The organism is Haladaptatus sp. CMSO5 (assembly GCF_036689885.1).
In the GTDB taxonomy this organism is placed as follows: Archaea; Halobacteriota; Halobacteria; order Halobacteriales; family Halococcaceae; genus QDMS2.
This window is the reverse complement of the sequence record NZ_JBAHVW010000001.1, coordinates 1,096,221-1,108,748: the sequence shown is the minus strand read 5'-3', so window position 1 is coordinate 1,108,748 and position 12,528 is coordinate 1,096,221. Positions and strand designations below refer to the sequence as shown.

The 12,528-nt window shown below is 63.3% G+C and carries 15 protein-coding genes; 10 read left to right on the top strand and 5 right to left on the bottom strand.

Annotated elements, in window-relative coordinates:
- Nucleotides 1–229: 229 nt before the first annotated feature.
- The 6 genes from V5N12_RS05885 to V5N12_RS17135 all read left to right on the top strand — a co-directional run bounded on the left by V5N12_RS05885 (nucleotide 230) and on the right by V5N12_RS17135 (nucleotide 5,294).
- Complete coding sequence (locus V5N12_RS05885; RefSeq protein WP_332898223.1) at nucleotides 230–1,435, top strand: MFS transporter; 1,206 nt, start codon at nucleotides 230–232, stop codon at nucleotides 1,433–1,435.
- A gap of 48 nt (nucleotides 1,436–1,483) precedes the next feature.
- Nucleotides 1,484–2,059, top strand: a complete 576-nt coding sequence (locus V5N12_RS05880) for a pyridoxamine 5'-phosphate oxidase family protein (RefSeq protein ID WP_332898222.1) — start codon at nucleotides 1,484–1,486, stop codon at nucleotides 2,057–2,059.
- Between the two features lie 72 nt (nucleotides 2,060–2,131).
- Nucleotides 2,132–2,965, top strand: coding sequence for a pantoate kinase (locus tag V5N12_RS05875; protein ID WP_332898221.1), 834 nt, complete (start codon nucleotides 2,132–2,134; stop codon nucleotides 2,963–2,965).
- Between the two features lie 36 nt (nucleotides 2,966–3,001).
- Complete coding sequence (locus V5N12_RS05870; RefSeq protein WP_332898220.1) at nucleotides 3,002–3,754, top strand: 4-phosphopantoate--beta-alanine ligase; 753 nt, start codon at nucleotides 3,002–3,004, stop codon at nucleotides 3,752–3,754.
- Nucleotides 3,755–4,114: 360 nt separating this feature from the next.
- A complete protein-coding gene (locus V5N12_RS05865) occupies nucleotides 4,115–5,041 on the top strand; it encodes a sulfide-dependent adenosine diphosphate thiazole synthase (protein ID WP_332898219.1) in 927 nt (308 codons plus the stop codon).
- A gap of 31 nt (nucleotides 5,042–5,072) precedes the next feature.
- Nucleotides 5,073–5,294 (top strand): glutamate-cysteine ligase family protein, encoded by a 222-nt coding sequence (locus V5N12_RS17135; RefSeq protein ID WP_442904957.1) that lies wholly within the window; start codon nucleotides 5,073–5,075, stop codon nucleotides 5,292–5,294.
- Between the two features lie 61 nt (nucleotides 5,295–5,355).
- On the opposite strand, the gene V5N12_RS05855 is transcribed toward V5N12_RS17135, so the two are convergent.
- The 4 genes from V5N12_RS05855 to V5N12_RS05840 form a co-directional block, all read right to left on the bottom strand.
- Nucleotides 5,356–6,027 carry a class I SAM-dependent methyltransferase gene (locus tag V5N12_RS05855; RefSeq protein ID WP_332898217.1) on the bottom strand — a complete coding sequence of 224 codons (672 nt, stop codon included), beginning with the start codon at nucleotides 6,025–6,027 and terminating at the stop codon, nucleotides 5,356–5,358.
- Nucleotides 6,024–6,920, bottom strand: coding sequence for a thiamine-phosphate synthase family protein (locus V5N12_RS05850; RefSeq protein WP_332898216.1), 897 nt, complete (start codon nucleotides 6,918–6,920; stop codon nucleotides 6,024–6,026). Before V5N12_RS05850 ends, V5N12_RS05855 begins: the two co-directional genes overlap by 4 nt.
- A complete protein-coding gene (dcd, locus tag V5N12_RS05845) occupies nucleotides 6,917–7,504 on the bottom strand; it encodes a dCTP deaminase (protein ID WP_332898215.1) in 588 nt (195 codons plus the stop codon). Before dcd ends, V5N12_RS05850 begins: the two co-directional genes overlap by 4 nt.
- 62 nt (nucleotides 7,505–7,566) lie before the next feature.
- Nucleotides 7,567–8,199 carry a Yip1 family protein gene (locus tag V5N12_RS05840; protein WP_332898214.1) on the bottom strand — a complete coding sequence of 211 codons (633 nt, stop codon included), beginning with the start codon at nucleotides 8,197–8,199 and terminating at the stop codon, nucleotides 7,567–7,569.
- Nucleotides 8,200–8,284: 85 nt separating this feature from the next.
- Between V5N12_RS05840 and pth2 the strand changes: the two genes are divergently transcribed.
- The 3 genes from pth2 (at nucleotide 8,285) to V5N12_RS05825 (ending at nucleotide 10,799) form a co-directional block, all read left to right on the top strand.
- Nucleotides 8,285–8,623, top strand: a complete 339-nt coding sequence (pth2, locus tag V5N12_RS05835; protein ID WP_332898213.1) for a peptidyl-tRNA hydrolase Pth2 — start codon at nucleotides 8,285–8,287, stop codon at nucleotides 8,621–8,623.
- 97 nt (nucleotides 8,624–8,720) lie between these two features.
- Nucleotides 8,721–10,040, top strand: a complete 1,320-nt coding sequence (gene truD, locus V5N12_RS05830; RefSeq protein ID WP_332898212.1) for a tRNA pseudouridine(13) synthase TruD — start codon at nucleotides 8,721–8,723, stop codon at nucleotides 10,038–10,040.
- A 39-nt stretch (nucleotides 10,041–10,079) separates the two neighbouring features.
- Entirely contained in the window at nucleotides 10,080–10,799 is a 720-nt protein-coding gene (locus tag V5N12_RS05825; protein WP_332898211.1) for a DUF2103 domain-containing protein, read from the top strand.
- Here V5N12_RS05825 and V5N12_RS05820 read toward each other — a convergent pair whose 3' ends face one another.
- On the bottom strand, nucleotides 10,800–12,020 hold the full coding sequence (locus tag V5N12_RS05820; RefSeq protein WP_332898210.1) for an MFS transporter: 1,221 nt from the start codon (nucleotides 12,018–12,020) through the stop codon (nucleotides 10,800–10,802).
- A gap of 217 nt (nucleotides 12,021–12,237) precedes the next feature.
- Between V5N12_RS05820 and V5N12_RS05815 the strand changes: the two genes are divergently transcribed.
- Entirely contained in the window at nucleotides 12,238–12,522 is a 285-nt protein-coding gene (locus V5N12_RS05815) for a 50S ribosomal protein L37ae (protein ID WP_332898209.1), read from the top strand.
- Nucleotides 12,523–12,528: the final 6 nt, after the last annotated feature.

Sequence of the window (12,528 nt, the reverse complement as noted above, 5' to 3'; positions counted from 1 at the left end):
TTCGTTAGGCCGCCAACGTCTGAGTCCGTAGGGCGAAGACCTGACTGCCAACGAGACGAGCGGAAGCGAGTTTCGTTAGGCCGCCAACGTCTGAGTCCGTAGGACGAAGACTCGGGAAGCGAACCACTACCACTAATTCTTCACTTGCTAACCTGCGCAGTGTCAGCACTGCCCAGAGGAACGGCTTTCCCTCCCGCATTCCTCCTTCTATTAACTGGAGGGGACGGGGATGACACGAACACAGACGAGCCTGATTGTCCGCTACTACGTCTACATGGCAGGCGCGTCATTCGGCTTCATCGCGCCCATCTGGGTCGTCCTGCTCGAATCGAGAAATCTCTCGTTTACCGAAATTATGGTGCTCGATGCGGTGTTCGCGGTGACCATCGTCCTCGCGGAGGTGCCGACGGGGTACCTCGGGGACAGTATCGGGCGGCGGACGAGCATGCTGTTGAGCGCGCTCATCGTGAGCGGGTGCTCGCTCGCGTTTGCCGTGGCCCAGCGCTTCGAGACGTTCCTCGTCGTCTACTTCATCTGGGCGATTGCCATCACCATGCGCTCTGGGAACGACAGCGCGTGGCTCTACGACACGCTGAAGCAGTACGGCACGGAGGAGACGTTCACGCGGGTTCGCGGGCGAGGCTTTTCGGTTCTGCTCATGACGGGTGCGGCATCGTCGCTCGCGGCAGGCTGGCTCGCGGACGTAGATATCCGCTATCCGTTCGTCGCGTTCGCCATCATGGGTGTGCTGAGCGCGGTTGTCCTGCTCACGATGCCGGAGCCGACCATCGAGGCGGCGTCGGATGCAGAAACGCTCTCGCTTGCCCACGTCCGCGAGGTCATCCAGCGCAAGCTGTTTCGCCCGCCGCTCAGGGCGTTCGTCATGTTCGTCGCGCTGTTCTACGCCGCGACGTGGAGCATCGAGATTCTCGTCCAGCCGGTGAGCACGCGAATCGGCCTTGGCTTTGGCGAGTTGGGCATCATGTACGCCGCGTTCGCGGTGGCCGGGGCGATTGCGTCTGGCTACGCAGACCAAATCAAAGAGAGGATTGGCGTCCAGCGCTGGCTCATGGCTGCATCGCTCGCGCTGGGGATGAGCCTGCTGTTAACGCTCGCCGTCCCGCTCGTCGCGCTCCCGGCGTTCTTGCTCATGCACACGACGTTCAACGCGGCGCTACCGATGGTCGAACAGCACCTGAACGACCGGATGCCCTCGGTCGGTCGGGCGACCGTCCTCTCCGCGATGTCGATGGCCGTCTCGGTGGCCAGCGTCCCGCTCAAACTCGGGAGCGGCGCGCTGGCCGATGCCACGTCTCCGGCGATGGCGGTCGTCGCGCTCGGCGGCATCTTGCTCGCTGGTGGCCTGTATGTCGTCGTTGGGAACGTCCCGCTCACGGGGGGCGAATCGCTGGTTGTAGGCGGCGAGAGCGACTGAACTCGGGAAACCGACACGCCCATAGTCCCGACTTCCCAAGCGCTCACAATGAGCGACGAGCTGCCGGGCAGCGACGGCGAGCACACCCTGCAGGAGCGGTTTGAAACCAAAGAACAGGCGTTGCGCTTCTACGAGGACAGCATGCACGCGGAGCTAAACGATGTGATGCAGCGATTCATCGCAGAGCGCATCATGTTCTTTCTCGCCACCGCCGACAGCAAGGGGCACACCGATTGCTCGCCCCGCCTTGGCCCCCGCGGGTTCGTCACCGTTGTAGACGAGACGACGCTCGCCTATCCCGAGTATCGCGGCAACGGCGTCCACGCCTCGCTCGGGAACATCAAGGAAAACCCCTACGCTAGCCTCACGTTCGTCGACTGGTGGGATACGACGGTTGGCCTGCACGTAAACGGCCCCGCCCGACTCCGTGAGGAGATAGCGGGAGTCACCGACCCCGCGAACACCGACCGAAAGAAGGTGTGGGTCGAAGTCGAAGTCGAGGAGGCGTACATTCACTGCGCAAAACACCTCCCCCAACTCTCAATAGAGGAGTTCAGCCCACCGTGGGGCACCGACGACGAGGACGTAAAGCGCACCGGTTTCTTCAGCGACGACAAACTGTAAGCGTTTTACAAGCGCATAACCGAGACGCGAGTAGAAAATGCTGGGCGACTGGGCACGGGAGGCAGACGCGTGATGAGCCGCGAGCGTGCAGAAGCGTTCGTCCCTGGCCACGTCACCGGATTTTTCAGCGCCCATCACCATGACAACCCGCTCCGTGCAGGGTCGCGCGGGGCCGGCCTCACCCTCTCAGATTGCGTTCACGTCACCGTCGAACCGGCCGACGAGACAACGGTCACGCTCAATGACCAGCAGGCAGAGATGGCCGCGGTAAACCACGTCCTCACCGAACTCGGCGTGACGTGTACGGTGACGGCGACGACCGACCTCCCCATCAGCGCGGGCTTTGGCGTCTCCGGCGCAACCGCCCTCGGTGCGGCACTCGCTGCGAACGCCGTCTCCGACTGCCATCGCTCTGAGAACGCGCTCGTCGGCCTCGCTCACGCAGGCGAAGTGACCGCCGGAACCGGCCTTGGAGACGTGGTTGCACAGGCTCGCGGCGGCGTTCCTGTCCGGCTCGAACCCGGCGCGCCCGGCTACGGCCTGTTGGACGGCATTCCCGCCAGAGCGCGCGTCGAGTACATCACGTTCGGGTCGCTTTCGACCGCCGACATCATCACCGGCGACACCGCACAGCTCACGAAAGCAGGCGAGCGCGCGCTCGCCTACCTGATGGAGGAACCGACGCTCACGCGGTTCATGATTGCCTCACGGAAGTTCGCCCGCGAGGCGGACTTGCTGACGCCGGAAGTCGAGGAAGCAATCGAGGCCGTGCGAGCAGATGGTGGGCAGGCGGCGATGGCGATGCTCGGCCAGACGGTGTTCGCGCTCGGTACCGGCCTCTCTGATGCGGGTTACGACGCGGCTTCGTGTCGTATTCATCCGCCGGGAGCCACCCTCGCTGAGTAACGCGCGATTTTTCAGGTGGACGGATAAAGCAGTGCTATGAGCGAAATCGAGGTTCCAGAAGACCACCCCCGATACGCGTCGCTGCTCACGCGACACCGTATCGAACAAGGGGTGAAAAAGGGGATTACGAGCCTCCAGGGACTCATTGCCGAAGGGCGCGGCGAGGCCTACGACTACCTCCTCGGAGAACAAACGCTGCCGAGCGCTGACGCCGCCGCACGCGCCGCGGCCGCCCACCTCCTGCTCGCAGACCACGCCGTGCTCTCGGTGAACGGCAACGTCGCAGCACTGGTGCCCGGCGAAATCGTCGAACTCGCAGAAGCGACGGGTGCGGACATCGAGGTGAACCTGTTCAACCGCACGCCAGAGCGCATGCAGGCCATCGCAGACCACCTCACAGAACACGGCGCAGCCGAGGTGAAAGGACTGACCGCAGACGCGCGGATTCCGGGCCTGGGCCACGAGCGCGGCAAAGTAGATGCAGACGGTATCTACGACGCCGACGTGGTGCTCGTGCCGCTCGAAGACGGCGACCGCGCGGAGGCGCTTGGCGCGATGGGAAAAACCGAAATCGTCGTGGACTTGAATCCGAAGTCCCGCTCCCCGCAGATGGCCGCGGTTCCCGTCATCGACAACGTGATGCGGGCGATTCCGAACATCACGCGCCACGCCCGCGACCTGCAGGATGCCTCGCGCGACGAACTCGAAGCCATCGTCGCCGCGTTCGACCGCGAAGCCGCCCTCGACGCCGCAGAGCAGGCGATTCGAACCGGCATCGACCGCGAGTAACCCGAACCAGTGAGGCTTCGAGATTAGGCCGCTCGCACGCCTCTGTACGGATGCAATGCAGACAGACGCCGGGACAGACCGCATTCTCCGCCTCGTCGTTGGCTCCCTTCTTCTGGGCGTGGCCGCCGCGACGTACACAGAACAGTTGAGCGTTACCCTGAGCCTGGTCTGTACTGTCGTCCTAGTCACTTTCGTGCTCCTGAGTGGCCTCGCTCGCCATACGTCGCTGAGTATCCCTGCAGTAATTCGACCCAGCCTGTACCGACAGAAGGGACGGGGAGCAGACGAGTTGCGCCCCGCAGACCACAAGTCGCACTGACCAGAAGGCATTAATATCACTTAGTAATATCACTAGGTGGTATGAGCCAGTTCGAACCATTCAGTGCAGCGAGTGAGGCAGCAGTAACGAGCGCAATCGCCCAGTCGTGGAGCGAGGAGTTTTTAGAACACGTCGAGTCTGACGTTATTATCGTCGGCGGTGGCCCTTCTGGCCTCGTCGCAGCCAAAGAGCTGTCCAGTCGCGGCGTGAAAACGATGGTCGTAGAGAAGAACAACTATCTCGGTGGTGGGTTCTGGCTCGGCGGATTCCTGATGAACAAAATCACCGTCCGCAGCCCGGCCCATCGCGTGCTCGACGAACTCGGCGTTCCGTACGAAGAGACGGATACTGAGGGCCTCTACCTCGCAGACGGTCCCCACGCGGCCTCCGCGCTCATCGCGGCGGCGTGTGCCGCCGGTGCGAAGATACAGAACATGACCGAGTTCACGGATATCGTGGTGCGCGACGACCACCGCGTCGGCGGCATCGTGATGAACTGGACGCCCGTCCACGCCTTGCCCCGAGAACTCACCTGTGTCGACCCGGTTGCCGTAGAAAGTGACCTCGTCATCGACGGCACGGGCCACGACGCGCTCGTCATCAGTAAACTCAGAGAGCGTGGTGTGTTTTCGGCACCCGGCCTCGACCACGCCGCAGAGCACAACACCGGCATGGACAAAACCGGCTCCGGTGAGTACGGCGCACCCGGTCACGACTCGCCCGGTCACGACTCGATGTGGGTCGGAAAATCAGAAGACGCAGTCGTCGAAAACACGGGCCTCACCCACCCCGGCGTCATCGTCACGGGGATGGCCACCGCGACGACCTACGGTCTGCCGCGGATGGGGCCGACTTTCGGCGCGATGTTGCTCTCGGGGAAGAAGGCCGCGCAAGCCGCGCTGGACGAGTTAGGCGTGGACGCAGAGCCGGTCACCCTCCGCGCGGAACCCGCGCCCGCAGACGACTAAGCCGTCCGTCGCGTCCACGCGACCTCCATCGATAGCCAAAAGCTCACCCACAACAGGAGGACGGCGAACACGATGGCGGTCGAGGCGAGTACGCCAAATCCCTGTGCGAACAGGTAAAATACCGAGTACCCGCTCGCAAAGAAGACCAGTACAATCGCTAACCCGAGCAGCCCAAATGCATGGTGTGCGACCGCGCCGACGTGCGGACAGGTGGCAACATCGTCGCCCGCCGCGGGGTCGTGTCGTTTGTTAGCACCCACCATGATAGAGAGTTCGCTCCCAAGCATATCAAACGTTACTGTTTTTTCGACCTATCAGACCGTGCCGCCGGTTACCTGCACGAAACCGAGGGCGTGCTCCGCATGATGGCGGCCTGTCGTACGATGTGAGAGTGTCCGCCGGGCGGCGGCCACGCGCTCGTCGAGCACCTCCCACGGCGGAGCCACGTGGCGTTGGCTGGTGCCGGGCGGCGACGACGCGAGGACGAACAACTGAAAGAGCAGGTTGAACGGCTCGCCCACAAGCTGTGAACTCTGGGCCGCATCGAGCAGCGTGATGTGACCGCCCGGCCGAATTAGCGCAATCCAGTCGTCAACGACGCGCGCCGGGTCTGTGAGCATGCCCACGACGAACGAGGAAAACACGGCGTCCACGGGGCCGGAGATGGGTGGTCTGCTCGCATCGCCACGGACGACGTGGACGTTCTCCCAGCCCTCGCGGTCGATGCGGTCGCGGGCGTGGTCGAGCATCGCCGCGGTGTAATCGACGCCAACGAGCGTCCCGTCCGGGCCGATTTGCTCGCGGATAAAGGGGAAGTTCGCTCCCGTGCCACAGCCCATGTCCACCACCGTATCGCCGGGTTCCAGCGCGAGCGTCGAGACGGCGGCGTCACGCACCGAGCCAACACCCGGCGTGTGTGTCGCAATCACGTCGTAGAGTCGCGCCCACCGCCCGTAGAACGCCTGTGCGTCGGACACGCCGCTCATACTATGTGTCGGATACGCTCTGCGACGGCTTGGGCGTCGCGCCCGAGGAGGTAGGTGATGGGTTCGATACCGAAGCTGCCGGGCTGGTAGAGCACGTCCGCGTCGGGCGCATCCGCAAGTGCGGCGTCGATGGCTTCGTCGAGCGGGAGTTGCGCGTCGAAGGAGACGGCGTTCGCGTCGGTCGCTTCGAGCGCGGCGACGATGTCCTCGTCGTAGCGAATGTTGAGCACCGCGCGCGCCGGATTGCCGTTTCTGCGGGCGGCGAGCAGGACGCTCGCGAGGTGCTCGCTCACGCCGAATTCGGGGTCACCAGGAACGGTCGCCTGTCCTTTCACGTCGAAGATGCGCCCGGGGACGCCCACCACGTCGTCGATGGTCGTCGCATCCGGCAGGCATTCGACGAGATTCGACCCCACATTTGGAATGAGCATCGCAAAGCCGCTCGTGTTCTGAAGCGTCCGCACGCCGCGGCGAACCGACGACAGCGCGCGTTCTGAGGCTCTGAGGCCGCTTTCTGGGTCGTGAATCGAGAGCGAGCCGTCGAAGCGCGCAAGCTCCGGCACCTGGGCCTCGTGGAGTTGCGCGAGCAGGTCGCCGCGTTCGAGTTTGCGGATGAGCACCTCAGTTTCCACGAGACCTTGGACCGGACTCATATCGCCCGCTGCAAGCCCGTCTGCGAGTCGCGTGACGAGCTGTTCGACGCGCGCGTCTGCGAGAATCTGCTCGTTTTGCGTCACCTCGCCGTGGGCGTATTTCGAGACCGCACTCTGGCTGATGCCGAGCACGTCCGCGACCTCACTCTGAGTCAAACCGCGCTCGCGCAGCGCCTCTGCGAGCATCGACCGAAACGTCGGCAAGAACTCGTCTACGACGATTTCTTCGATGAATCTCACTGGTCGCCACCGAACTCCCGGTCACCCCCAATCCGCGACGCCTGTGGGCCGACCTGGTCCTGGTACTTCGAGCCGCGTCCGGAACCATAGGGGCGCTCTGCGCGGGTTTTGAGTTCCGTGAAGATGAGCTGAGAGATGCGCATTCCTGGGGTGAGCGCGACCGGAGCCGTGCCGAGATTCGAGAGTTCGAGCGTGATTTGGCCGCGGTAGCCAGGGTCTACGACCCCCGCCGTGGCGTGGACGACGATGGCGAGACGGCCAAGTGAGGAGCGACCTTCGACGTGCGCGAGCAAGTCAGCCGGAATTTCGACGCGCTCGATGGTCGTCCCGAGGACGAAGTCACCGGGATGGAGAATGAATTCCTCCCCATCTTCGACGACGGTTTCTTTGACGTATTTTCCCACTTCGTCGTCGCGGTTCGGGTGGATACAGGGAATGTTCGCGCGCTGAAATTCGAGGAATTCGGGGCCGAGTCGGAGGTCAATGCTCGCCGGTTGAATCTGGAGTTCCGGGTCGTCCAAGGGGCCGACGACAAGGTCACCGTCCGTGAGTCGATCGCGGATGTCCGCGTCTGAAAGTATCATATCACACTATCGCACACCGGGGGTCGTAAAAGGCGCTGGTTGGCGCGAATCCACGAGAGGTCTCAAATCACCGAGAAGATGAAAAAGATGACAGCAATAATCCCAGCCACGCCCATGGCAGTGTCGAGTTTCAGGCTGTGAACGTGTTTGATGCCAAACGACCAGATGTAGCCCTGCCAGACGGCGCTGATGAGCGGGACGACGATTCCAAAGATTCCTGCTCCGCCTTCGAGACGGGAGACGAGCGCGGTGAGTTGTCCGATTGACGTCACCGTGGGTTCGCCTTGGAGCGCGATAAAGACCGACGCGGTTGCGAGAAATGCGGTGAAAACCGTCGGCACCATGCCCCACGCGGTGACGGTGAGCGAATCGGTGAAATTGCCGTCACCGTCTGCGAGTTTGCTTCCGATGTGCACCATGCCCGCGACGATAACCCACCCGATAAACATCGAGAAGAACACGAGAAAAAGCTGGCCGACCAGCACGTCCCAGAGTATCGAGTCGAACGAGACAGTTCGACCGTTCTGCGTCGTGGTCGCATCGATTTTCCAGGCGAGGACTACGCCCATCAGGAGGAGGTTGACGACCGCAGACACCGCCACCACAGCGACCGCCCCGACCGCGGCCATGAAGTCGTCCGCCCACGGGTTGTCCGCGAAAAACGCATTAGGGTCGAAGAGGAGGGTTCGAAACACAATCCGGCATTCACGTCAATAATTTAAGTATTTATCCCACAGGCGAGTAGCCACACCTATAGTTTACCGCCGACTCGCCTCGTGTATGAAACAAGCCATCGTCGCCCGCACGGACATCGGCATGGGGACGGGGAAACTCGCCGCACAGGTCGCCCACGCCTCGCTTTCTGCCTACGAAGACGCGAACTCTCGCGCTCGCTCGAAGTGGAAAGGCGAGGGGCAGAAGAAGGTCGTCCTCAAAGCCAGCAGCGAAGCCGAACTGTTCGAACTCGCGGACAAAGCCCGCGCCGAAGGCCTCCCCTACGCCATCATCCGCGACGCCGGACACACCCAGCTTGAGCCGGGGACGGTCACGACGCTCGCTGTTGGCCCCGCACAGGACAACCTCGTGGACAAGGTGACGGGCGACCTCTCGCTGTTCTAATTCTCCACCGACGTCTCTTGGCGTAAGGTTGGTGCCCTTAAGGTAGTCCACGAGAAGTTCACGATATGAATCTCTCTTCGTCCGGAGGCCGTGCCTGATGCGTCCGGCCCAGCCCGTCGAACAGGTGGTCGGCATCGACTACTATGTGAGCGATGCAGACGGCATCGGCGGCCGCCTTCGTGTCGCACCCGAGGACTTTCGGGTGCACGAACTCGAACGCTTCTCGGTCGAACCCGTGGACGCAGACCCCGGTTCTTACGCCTATCTCGTCTTCCGGGCGACGCTCAAATCGTGGGACACGAACCAGTTTACGAAGGAAGTCGCCTCACGTATGGGTATCAGCCGCGAGCGCCTCTCGTGGGCCGGGACGAAGGACAAACACGCCGTCACCACCCAGCTGTTCAGCATCTACGACGCGACACCTGAGGAGTTGCCAGAGATTCCGGATGCGGATATCGAGGTACTCGGCCGGGCGGGGCGCGGCCTGCAGTTTGGCGACCTCGCGGGCAACGAGTTCTCGATTCGCGTCCGTGATGCAGAACACCCGGAGAACGTCCCCGAAATCACAGAATCGCTTGCGAACTTTGGCGGGCGCGAGGGCGTGGTTGGTGTGCCGAACTTCTTCGGCCACCAGCGATTCGGAAGCCAGCGCCCGGTCAGCCACGAGGTCGGTCTCGCCGTCGTCCGCGGTGACTGGGAGGACGCGGTGATGGCCTATGTGGGGAATCCCGCAGACAGAGAGCGCGACCAGACCCGTGAGGCACGCCAGTTCGTCGAGGAAACGCGCGACTGGAAAGCCGCGTTAGACGACTATCCGGGCTACCTCGGCTACGAGCGGGCGATGCTCCACAAACTCACAGAGAACGGCGGGGAGACGCCCGAGCACTTCCGCGAGGCGCTCGAAACGCTCCCCACCAATCTCCAGCGCCTGATGGTGAACGCGGCGCAGTCGTATCTGTTCAACAAGATTCTCTCTGAACGACTTGCTCGGGGGATTCCGTTCGACACCGCCGTCGCGGGCGACGTGGTCTGCTTTGCGGACACGAACGCCCCCGGCGACCTCGTGTTGCCCGACACCGACCGCGAGCAGGCCGTGACCAAGAAGCGCGTAGACACCATCAACCGCCACTGCGAGCGCGGGCGAGCGTTCGTGACCGCGCCGTTGATTGGGACGGAAACTGAGTTCGCCGACGGCGAACCCGGCGACATCGCCCGCGAAGTGCTCGACGCCGAGAACCTCACCCGCGAGGACTTCGACCTGCCCGGGGAGTTCCATTCGAAGGGCACACGGCGGGCGATTCTGCTTCAAACCGGCCTCGACGTGACGGACACGACGTTCACCTTCTCGCTGCCGAAAGGGTCGTACGCGACGGTGCTCTTGCGCGAGTATCTGAAGTCCGACCCGAACGCGATGTGAAACACGCTACTTAACTGTAATTGTGAGTTGGCCTTTCCTATGAACTGTCGGCAGTGCGCCTCGTCGCTCACGCGCCCGGGTGACTACTGCCTTGTCTGTGGGACGCGCAACTGCGACACCGTCGTCCTCGACATCGAACGCGACCACGCCACCCTCACCTTCCTGTTCGAGGAGGAGGTCGTCGGCCGCTCAGACGTGCGCACCACGCCCGAGCCAAACGACGAGTTGACCGTGGTCGAACTCCGCAACTTCGCCGGGCGCATCGCAGATGACCTCCAGCGCAAACGCCCCGACGAAGTGTACGCAACCGGCGACCGCGAGGTGATTCAGGCGGTTCGGGCACAGGCGCACTACGATTTCTATCGAGTGGCTGGCGACGACCCCGTCGAGGCGGTGCTCTCGCGGCTTGGCGAGCCAGCGCTCGACGTGGTCGACCTGAAACCAAAAGAGAAACTCGGCGGCTCACACACCACGCTCATCGGCGAGCGCGACGGCATGAAAGTCATCATGCTCGTCGCGGAGCATCCGAACGTAAAGAAAGTCATCCCCGGTCCAATCGACGCGGGTGGGTCGGGGTCTCGAACCGGCGTCCGGGCGAAAGCCACCCGCGCGGACGAACACGGCAACGTCAGACTCCTGCTTCGTGACGGTTCCAGTGTACAGGAAAATCGCGTCGTGACGACCGCGGGCGACCGCGAGATGGGCGAGCGCGTCCGCGACGATTTGAACGACGCGCTCGCTTCGGAAGGATATCAGTAGCTAGTCGTCAGAAAGGCTCAGCGTCGTCGGATTCACTTCGCCCGTCTGTGAGTAGATACTGCCTACGAGGAGGACGCCCGCCACGAGCGGGATTATGGCACAGGCGGCGTAGACGGGTGGGTAGCCGAGAGTGTCGATAAGCGGCAGGGCAACCATTGGCCCGAGCGCGCCGCCCAAATCCCCGAGGACGTTGTTCGTCGCGGTTGCCCGACCCATGCGTTCGGTGGGCGTGAAATCAGCAAGCAGCGCGATGAGCGGGCCGCTCGTGCCCCCCTGTCCCGTGCCGATGAGGAGGCAGGCGACCGCGAGCAGGGGTATTGTCTCTGCGACCGCAAGCAGGGCGAATCCCGCAAACGAGATGGCGAGAAAGCCGAGCAAGACGGGGATGCGCGCGCCGTAATCGTCGCTCAGTTTGCCGCCGCCGAAGGTAAACACGGCCGCCGAGACGACGGTGAGCGCCATCAATAGCCCCGACATTCCCTGTGGACCGTAGCCCCAGATGCTAAAATTGTGGAAGTCGAGAAAGAGGACGAGCGTCGAGAACAGCGCGCCGAGATAGGCGAAGTAGAGCCCGAAGTTCACGGCGCCAATGGTGAGTGCGGGTGCGCTCACGTCAACGTCCCACGGTTTCACCCGCGTTTGCGGGCCGGAGACGTGCGTTTCTGGGATGGCGAAATACGCGATGGCGCTCGCAAGCAGGGCAAACGCCGCCGCGAGGACGAACGCGACCGTGACCGAATAGAGGTCGCTCACGACGCCGCCCATGACCAATCCAGCTGGGAAGCCAAGCGTGATGCCGCCGCGGACAACGCCCATGTTCGTCCCGCGCGATTCGCCGGTGCTCACGTCCGCGGCGATGGTGTAGGCCGTGGCGAACACGAGCGCGCTCCCGAGTCCCCAGAGAATGCGCGCGAGGAGGAACCACGCCTCGGGGAATTCAGCGTTCAGCGCGACGACGTAGCCGAGGGTGGCAAGCCCTTCGACGAACAGTCCCGCGATGAACGGCTTTCGCGTCCCGATACGGTCGATGAGCGAGCCGGCGGGCGTGTTGGCGACGACGCGCGTGAACCGATTCGCGCTCAAAATGAGGCCGACGACGAACGGCGAGATGCCGAGCAGTGCCCCGAGGTTCGGGAGGATGGGGAACACGACGCCGCCGCCGAAGCCGACGAAGAAGGTGCTCACGATGACGGCGGCGATGATGGTGCGCGGACGGCTCATCGACGCCGGCTCCCACGGTGCGACAGCACTGAACTCATTGCGTGTCGCTAGGTGGTTCGACCGGCGGGTTATCCCTGTCGTTTGCGGGTGTCTCCTCCGGCTTCCACGCGAGTCGAGCACGCCCCGCACACGCCGCCGATGCCCCCTGACAAACCCACACAGAGCGCCTCCGCAACTCAAAGGCTTTATCTGTCCCCTTTGGTTATGGACACGTATTATGGCCGAGCAAAAGAAGGGACGACGAACCGGTTCAGCCGGTCGGTTCGGCGCACGCTACGGTCGCGTTGCGCGACGCCGTGTAGCCGAGATTGAAGCGGATACGAACAAAAAGCACGCCTGCCCAGAGTGTGGCGACCACAAGGTCTCCCGCAAGGGTACTGGTATCTGGCAGTGCGCCCGCTGTGACTACAAGTTCGCAGGCGGCACGTACCGCCCAGCCACGCCTGGTGGAACGGCGGTCAAACGCTCCATCCGCGCCGCGCTTTCGAGCGACGACGAATAACTCTCT

Coding starts and splice junctions, on each gene's coding strand:
- V5N12_RS05855 (WP_332898217.1), bottom strand. CDS start 6,027: ATGAGCGGCGTGTCCGACGCACAGGCGTTCTACGGGCGGTGGGCGCGA.
- V5N12_RS05865 (WP_332898219.1), top strand. CDS start 4,115: ATGAGCCAGTTCGAACCATTCAGTGCAGCGAGTGAGGCAGCAGTAACG.
- V5N12_RS05825 (WP_332898211.1), top strand. CDS start 10,080: ATGAACTGTCGGCAGTGCGCCTCGTCGCTCACGCGCCCGGGTGACTAC.
- V5N12_RS05880 (WP_332898222.1), top strand. CDS start 1,484: ATGAGCGACGAGCTGCCGGGCAGCGACGGCGAGCACACCCTGCAGGAG.
- V5N12_RS05870 (WP_332898220.1), top strand. CDS start 3,002: ATGAGCGAAATCGAGGTTCCAGAAGACCACCCCCGATACGCGTCGCTG.
- V5N12_RS05815 (WP_332898209.1), top strand. CDS start 12,238: ATGGCCGAGCAAAAGAAGGGACGACGAACCGGTTCAGCCGGTCGGTTC.
- V5N12_RS05875 (WP_332898221.1), top strand. CDS start 2,132: ATGAGCCGCGAGCGTGCAGAAGCGTTCGTCCCTGGCCACGTCACCGGA.
- V5N12_RS05820 (WP_332898210.1), bottom strand. CDS start 12,020: ATGAGCCGTCCGCGCACCATCATCGCCGCCGTCATCGTGAGCACCTTC.
- dcd (WP_332898215.1), bottom strand. CDS start 7,504: ATGATACTTTCAGACGCGGACATCCGCGATCGACTCACGGACGGTGAC.
- V5N12_RS05885 (WP_332898223.1), top strand. CDS start 230: ATGACACGAACACAGACGAGCCTGATTGTCCGCTACTACGTCTACATG.
- pth2 (WP_332898213.1), top strand. CDS start 8,285: ATGAAACAAGCCATCGTCGCCCGCACGGACATCGGCATGGGGACGGGG.
- truD (WP_332898212.1), top strand. CDS start 8,721: ATGCGTCCGGCCCAGCCCGTCGAACAGGTGGTCGGCATCGACTACTAT.